We start from the raw sequence: 6,857 nt of genomic DNA, 5'->3' as shown, positions 1-6,857 counted from the left end.
CCGTAGCTCATGCCACCACGCTACGCCGGTGCCCGCAGCCTTTTTGCCCGACCCCGCGGCCCTGTTCGGCCGGGGGTTCGTCTGCGGGCCGGTGGGCGGTTGCTCGCGCAGTTCCCCGCGCCCCKAACTACCTAGGGGCGCGGGGAACTGCGCGAGCAACCCTCCACGGTCCGCAGACGAAAGCAGCGGGGCGCCTCACGTCGTGCGGCGTCGCCTCGCCCCGGGGCGGCGTTCGCTCGGCCGGGTCACATGCTCCCCCGCCTCCACCGCCGCATCCCGCCGAGCCGCCCCGAACTGCGCCAGCGCCTCCGCCAGCTTCAGCACCGACGGCTCGGGAGCCATCACGTCCACCCGCAGCCCGTGCTCCTCGGCCGTCTTCGCCGTGGCCGGCCCAATGCACGCGATCACCGTCACGTTGTGCGGCTTGCCCGCGATCCCGACCAGGTTGCGGACCGTGGACGAGGACGTGAAGAGCACCGCGTCGAACCCGCCGCCCTTGATCGCCTCGCGCGTGTCCGCCGGCGGCGGCGACGCCCGTACCGTCCGGTACGCCGTGACGTCGTCCACCTCCCAGCCCAGCTCGATCAGCCCCGCCACCAGCGTTTCGGTGGCGATGTCGGCGCGCGGCAGGAAGACCCGGTCGATCGGGTCGAAGACCGGGTCGTAGGGCGGCCAGTCCTCCAGGAGGCCGGCCGCCGACTGCTCACCGCTCGGGACGAGGTCCGGCTTCACACCGAACTCCACCAGCGACGCCGCGGTCTGCTCACCCACCGCCGCGACCTTGATCCCCGCGAACGCCCGCGCGTCGAGCCCGTACTCCTCGAACTTCTCGCGCACCGCCTTGACCGCGTTGACCGAGGTGAAGGCGATCCACTCGTAGCGGCCCGTCACCAGGCCCTTGACCGCCCGCTCCATCTGCTGCGGTGTGCGCGGCGGTTCGACGGCGATCGTCGGCACCTCGTGCGGCACCGCGCCGTAGGAACGCAGTTGGTCGGAGAGGGACGCGGCCTGCTCCTTCGTCCGCGGTACGAGTACCCGCCAGCCGAACAGCGGCTTGGACTCGAACCACGACAGCCGGTCGCGCTGGGCCGCGGCGGTGCGCTCCCCGACCACGGCTATGACGGGCTGGTGCCCGTCCGGGGACGGCAGCACCTTGGCCTGCTTGAGGACCTGCGCGATGGAGCCGAGCGTGGCGTTCCAGGTGCGCTGGCGCGTGGTCGTACCGGCGACGGTGACCGTCATCGGGGTGTCGGGCTTGCGGCCCGCCGCGACCAGTTCACCGGCCGCCGCCGCCACCGTCTCCAGGGTCGCGGAGACGACGACCGTGCCGTCGCTCGCGCCGACCTCGGTCCAGCAGCGCTCGCCCGCGCTGCGCGCGTCGACGAAGCGGACGTCGGCGCCGCTCGGGTCGCTGAGCGGGACACCGGCGTACGCGGGTACGCCCACCGCCGTCGCCACACCGGGCACGACCTCGAAGGGGATGCCCGCCGCGGCGCAGGCGAGCATCTCCTCGCCCGCGCTGCCGTCGAGCCCGGGGTCACCGGAGACGGCACGGACGACCCGCCTGCCGGAGCGCGCGGCCTCCATGACAAGATTGGCCGCGTCCCGCAACACGGGGACGTTGAACGTGCTGCCGGTCGCTGACGTGTCGTCAACAACCGTCAGCTGAGGCGTGTCCACACCTGCCCGCGCATGCGCGCGGACCACGTCGAGCACAGCGGGCTCGGCGATCAGGACATCGGCCGACGCCAGCGCTTCCACGGCGCGCAGCGTCAGCAGCCCCGGGTCCCCGGGGCCGGCACCGAGGAAGGTGACGCACCCGTGCGCGGAGACGGCGGGAAGGTTGGAGGACATGGTGGGGTTCAAAGTGCTCGCTCCCCCATAAGACCGGCCGCACCCTTGGCAAGCATCTCGACCGCGAGTTCGCGGCCGAGCGCCATGGCTTCGTCGTGCGACGCAGGTACGGGACCGGTGATGGACAACTGCACCAGCGTCGAGCCGTCGGTGGTACCGACGACGCCGCGCAGGCGCATCTCATGAACAATCTGTCCGTCGGCCAGAAGATCGGCGTAGGCACCCACGGGTGCGGAACAGCCGGCCTCCAGGGCGGCGAGCAGGGACCGCTCGGCGGTCACGGCGACCCGGGTGTACGGGTCGTCGAGCTCGGCGAGCGCGGCGGCGAGCTCGGCATCGGCTGCCGTGCACTCGATCGCCAGTGCCCCCTGGCCGGGGGCGGGCAGCATGGTGTCGACCGGAAGGAAGTCGGTCACCTCACCGGTCCTGCCGATGCGGCTGAGCCCGGCGGCGGCGAGTACCACCGCGTCGAGCTCCCCGCTGTGCGCGAATCCGATCCGGGTGTCGATGTTCCCCCGGATCGGCACGGTTTCGACGGCCAGGCCGTGGCTGCGCGCATAGGCGTTCAGCTGGGCCATGCGCCTCGGCGAGCCGGTGCCTATGCGGGCCGGGCGGCCCTCGCAGGCGGCGGCCAGCTCGGTCAGGGTGAGCCCGTCGCGCGCCACCAGCACGTCGCGCGGGTCCTCGCGGACCGGCACGGCGGCGAGGACGAGGTCGTCGGGCTGCGTGGTGGGCAGGTCCTTGAGCGAGTGCACGGCGAAGTCGACGTCGCCGCGCAGCAGCGCGTCGCGCAGCGCGGTCACGAAGACGCCCGTACCGCCGATCTGCGCCAGGTGCTCGCGCGAGGTGTCGCCGTACGTGGTGATCTCCACCAGCTCGACCGGACGCCCGGTCAACCTCCGTACGGCGTCGGCCACCTGGCCGGACTGGGCCATGGCGAGCATGCTCCGCCTGGTCCCCAGCCTCAGTGCTTTCTGGGTCATGACCGCCCTCGGTTCTTCGCGTCTCGGTTCTTGACGTCGACGTCATTCAGGTCGGCCCGTGACACGGCGGCGACCGTCTCCGGGTCGAGGTCGAAGAGTGTGCGCAGCGCGTCCGCGTATCCGGCGCCGCCGGGCTCGGCCGCGAGCTGCTTGATCCGCACGGTCGGCGCGTGCAGGAGCTTGTCGACGACGCGGCGCACGGTCTGGGTGACCTCGGCGCGCTGGCGCTCGTCCAGGTCGGGCAGCCGTCCCTCAAGGCGGGCCACCTCGCCGGCCACCACGTCTGCGGCCATCGCGCGCAGCGCGACGACCGTCGGGGTGATGTGCGCGGCGCGCTGGGCGGCGCCGAAGGCGGCTACCTCGTCGGAGACGATCGAGCGGACCTGGTCGACGTCGGCGGCCATCGGCGCGTCGGCCGAGGCGTCGGCGAGCGACTCGATGTCGACCAGCCGCACCCCGGGGATGCGGTGGACGGCGGCGTCGATGTCGCGCGGCATGGCGAGGTCGAGCAGCGCGAGCCGGACGGGGCCGGTCTGCGCGGGGATACGGGTGCGGGCGGCGGGCCGGGCGCCGGTGGCGTTCTCGGCCCAGCTGCCGTGCAGCTCCAGGGAGTCGGCGTCGACGGGCGCGCCCTGCTCGGCCGCGGCGTCGGCCTCGGCGACCGCGCTGTACGCGGCGAGCGAGGCGCCGGCGGCGGCCGTCGCGGCGAAGTCGGCGGGGCAGCCGCCGGGGACGGCGGGCGCCTGGCTCGCGGGGGCGGCGGCCTGGGCGCCGACGGCGTCGCCGACGGTCTGCGCGTCCAGGACCAGACCGGTCGCCCCGGTGCAGGACACGGCCACGTCGACTCGTGTCAGTTCGCGTGCCACGTCGGCCATCGCCACCGCGCGGGCGGGCGTGCCGGACTCCGTGAGGATCTCCGCCAGCCGCTCGGCGCGGGCGGACGTGCGGTTGGCGACGATCACCTCGCGCACCCCGGCACGCGCCAGCGTGGCCGCGGCCAGCGAGGACATCGAGCCCGCGCCGATCACCAGGGCGCGCTTGTCCTTGGCCCAGGTCTCCACCGGCGTTCCCAGGGCGAGCTGCTCCAGGCCGAAGGTGACCAGGGACTGCCCGGCCCGGTCGATACCGGTCTCGCTGTGGGCGCGCTTGCCGACCCGCAGGGCCTGCTGGAAGAGGTCGTTGAGGAGGCGGCCGGCGGTGTGGAGCTCCTGCCCCTGCGCCAGGGTGTCCTTGATCTGGCCGAGGATCTGGCCCTCGCCCACGACCATCGAGTCCAGCCCGCACGCCACCGAGAAGAGATGGTGGACGGCCCGGTCCTCGTAGTGCACATAGAGATACGGGGTGAGCTCCTCCAGACCGACGCCGCTGTGCTGGGCGAGCAGGGTGGAGAGCTCGGCGACGCCCGCGTGGAACTTGTCCACGTCCGCGTACAGCTCGATGCGGTTGCAGGTGGCGAGCACCGCCGCCTCGGCCGCGGGCTCCGCAGCGAGGGTGTCCTGAAGCAGCTTGACCTGCGTGTCCGTCGAGAGCGAGGCCCGCTCCAGGATGCTGACGGGTGCGCTGCGGTGGCTGAGGCCGACGACCAGGAGGCTCATGCCGGCATCACGGCGGGCATGTCCCCGTCGGGTCCCTTCCGGTCCACGGCCGCGCCGCCGCGCACCACGGGCGCCACGGGGGCCACGATGTCGGCGGCCTCCGCGGCGGCGGCGTCCTCACCGGCCTTGCGCTGCTCGTGGAAGGCGAGGATCTGCAGCTCGATGGAGAGGTCGACCTTGCGTACGTCGACGCCCTCGGGCACCGACAGGACCGTCGGCGCGAAGTTCAGGATGGAGGTGACCCCGGCGGCGACCAGCCGGTCGCAGACCGGCTGCGCGGCGCCCGCCGGCGTCGCGATGACGCCGATGGAGACACCGTTGTCGCTGATGATCTTCTCCAGGTCGTCGGAGTGCTGCACCGGGATCCCGGCGACGGGCTTGCCCGCCATCGCGGGGTCCGCGTCGATCAGCGCGGCGACCCGGAAGCCACGGGAGGCGAAGCCGCCGTAGTTGGCGAGGGCAGCGCCGAGATTTCCGATGCCGACGATGACGACGGGCCAGTCCTGGGTGAGGCCCAGCTCGCGGGAGATCTGGTAGACGAGGTACTCGACGTCGTAGCCCACGCCCCTGGTCCCGTAGGAGCCGAGGTACGAGAAGTCCTTGCGCAGCTTCGCGGAGTTGACCCCGGCCGCCGCGGCCAGTTCCTCGGAGGAGACCGTGGGTACGGAGCGCTCCGACAGTCCGGTCAGCGCACGCAGATACAGCGGAAGCCTGGCGACGGTGGCCTCGGGGATTCCTCGGCTACGGGTCGCCGGTCGGTGAGTTCGGCCAGTTGCCACGGTGCTCCTGCGGGATGAGCGAGGCAGGCGGCCATGTGTCCCAGGACCGCCCCGTCGAATGCAGGCTATGTCTTTGTGAACGCGTGCACAAAGATGGTGTCCGCTTTGTCCGAGCAAAGTGACCGGGCTCACGCGAACCGGTGCCGATTTCCGGGAACCGACAGCGAAGTCGGCCCGTTGAAGACCCGAAGGGGGCAAAACCGTACACACCTCTCCACGATGTCACCCCCGAACGCGACAAAACGACCTCGATGGTAACCACAACTACCGCTGATCACCCACTCGATCACGGGCCCCCGGGACCACGGACGGGGCACGCGCGCCCCACCCGCCTCAAGCGCCCAGGGCACTCCTGAGCCGCGCGGGGTCCACGCGCCAGAAGGTGTGCTGCGCGCCGTCGACGAGCACAACCGGAATCTGCTCCCAGTACGCGCGGTGCAGCGCCTCGTCCTGAGTGATGTCCTTCTCCTCCCACGCGGCACCGGTCTCGGCGCAGACGCTCTCGATCACGGCGCGGGCGTCGTCGCAGAGATGGCAGCCCGGCTTGCCGATGAGCGTGACGAGCGGCGGGGAGGAGGGGTCGGCGCTGCGCGGGGACTTCCCGCGCCGGAAGAGAGGACTCATGGATCCATTCTCCGCCCACGTGAAGGCGGCCGTCCGCCGCCGTCTCCCAGAGTTCACGCCCCGGCATCCCGGCGTGTCGGGCGGTACCGAACAGACTGGCTATGCTCACGACATGGCCGTACTGGGATGGCTCACCCCGCGTAGGCGCTCGGCGACAGCCCGCAGCGTGCTGGCCGGCGAGGCCGCAGCCGAGGCAGCCCGCAAGTCCGAGCAGGAGCTGGCGGAACTGGCGGAAGCGGAAGCCAGGGAAAAGGCGAAGGCCGAGGCCTCCGCGCCACCCTCCCCCTCCTCCGCCCCTTCCACCCCGTCCGAGCCGGACTTCCCCGTGGTCGGGGACGATCTGGCGGCGGCCTTCTTCGACCTCGACAACACGGTGATGCAGGGCGCGGCGATCTTCCACTTCGGGCGGGGCCTGTACAAGCGGAAGTTCTTCCAGCGCCGCGACCTGGTGCGGTTCGCCTGGCAGCAGGCGTGGTTCCGGCTGGCCGGGGTCGAGGATCCGGAGCACATGCAGGACGCGCGCGAGAGCGCCCTGTCGATCGTCAAGGGCCACCGCGTCTCCGAGCTGATGACCATCGGCGAGGAGATCTACGACGAGTACATGGCGGACCGCATCTGGCCCGGCACGCGCGCGCTGGCCCAGGCGCATCTGGACGCGGGCCAGAAGGTGTGGCTGGTGACGGCGGCACCGGTGGAGACCGCGACGATCATCGCGCGCCGGCTGGGCCTGACGGGCGCGCTGGGCACGGTCGCCGAGTCGGTGCACGGCGTGTACACCGGCCGCCTGGTGGGCGAGCCGCTGCACGGCCCCGCCAAGGCGGAGGCGGTACGCGCGCTGGCGGCGGCGGAGGGCCTGGACCTCTCGCGCTGCGCGGCGTACAGCGACTCCCACAACGACATCCCCATGCTGTCCCTGGTGGGCCACCCCTACGCCATCAACCCCGACGCGAAGCTGCGCAAGCACGCGAGGGCGAGGGAGTGGCGCCTGCGGGACTACCGGACGGGCCGCAAGGCGGCGAAGG

The 6,857-nt window shown here is 72.4% G+C and carries 6 protein-coding genes; 1 reads left to right on the top strand and 5 read right to left on the bottom strand.

Annotated elements, in window-relative coordinates; translation table 11 throughout:
- Positions 1–195: 195 nt before the first annotated feature.
- From ACJA3G_RS26265 to ACJA3G_RS26245, 5 genes are all read right to left on the bottom strand, one after another.
- Positions 196–1,854: a uroporphyrinogen-III synthase gene (locus ACJA3G_RS26265; protein ID WP_406555522.1), complete on the bottom strand. Its 1,659-nt coding sequence runs from the start codon at positions 1,852–1,854 to the stop codon at positions 196–198.
- Between the two features lie 8 nt (positions 1,855–1,862).
- Complete coding sequence (gene hemC / locus ACJA3G_RS26260) at positions 1,863–2,837, bottom strand: hydroxymethylbilane synthase (RefSeq protein WP_406555521.1); 975 nt, start codon at positions 2,835–2,837, stop codon at positions 1,863–1,865.
- On the bottom strand, positions 2,834–4,432 hold the full coding sequence (locus ACJA3G_RS26255; protein ID WP_406555520.1) for a glutamyl-tRNA reductase: 1,599 nt from the start codon (positions 4,430–4,432) through the stop codon (positions 2,834–2,836). Before ACJA3G_RS26255 ends, hemC begins: the two co-directional genes overlap by 4 nt.
- Positions 4,429–5,211, bottom strand: a complete 783-nt coding sequence (locus ACJA3G_RS26250; protein ID WP_406555519.1) for a redox-sensing transcriptional repressor Rex — start codon at positions 5,209–5,211, stop codon at positions 4,429–4,431. The genes ACJA3G_RS26255 and ACJA3G_RS26250 overlap by 4 nt, the downstream gene beginning before the upstream one ends.
- A gap of 333 nt (positions 5,212–5,544) precedes the next feature.
- Positions 5,545–5,835, bottom strand: coding sequence for a glutaredoxin family protein (locus ACJA3G_RS26245; RefSeq protein WP_406555518.1), 291 nt, complete (start codon positions 5,833–5,835; stop codon positions 5,545–5,547).
- Positions 5,836–5,947: 112 nt separating this feature from the next.
- On the opposite strand from ACJA3G_RS26245, the gene ACJA3G_RS26240 reads away from it, so the two are divergent.
- On the top strand, positions 5,948–6,857 hold a 910-nt coding region (locus tag ACJA3G_RS26240), incomplete at its 3' end, for an HAD family hydrolase (RefSeq protein WP_406555517.1).

The sequence above is a fragment of the Streptomyces sp. YS-3 genome (assembly GCF_045257485.1).
In the GTDB taxonomy this organism is placed as follows: domain Bacteria; phylum Actinomycetota; class Actinomycetes; order Streptomycetales; family Streptomycetaceae; genus Streptomyces.
Note: the sequence above shows the minus strand (reverse complement) of the source record. Positions and strands in the feature narration are given on the sequence as shown.

Bases quoted from the DNA above. Each gene is read 5' to 3' on its own strand.
- ACJA3G_RS26255 (WP_406555520.1), bottom strand. From the start codon at position 4,432: ATGAGCCTCCTGGTCGTCGGCCTCAGCCACCGCAGCGCACCCGTCAGC.
- hemC (WP_406555521.1), bottom strand. From the start codon at position 2,837: ATGACCCAGAAAGCACTGAGGCTGGGGACCAGGCGGAGCATGCTCGCC.
- ACJA3G_RS26265 (WP_406555522.1), bottom strand. From the start codon at position 1,854: ATGTCCTCCAACCTTCCCGCCGTCTCCGCGCACGGGTGCGTCACCTTC.
- ACJA3G_RS26245 (WP_406555518.1), bottom strand. From the start codon at position 5,835: ATGAGTCCTCTCTTCCGGCGCGGGAAGTCCCCGCGCAGCGCCGACCCC.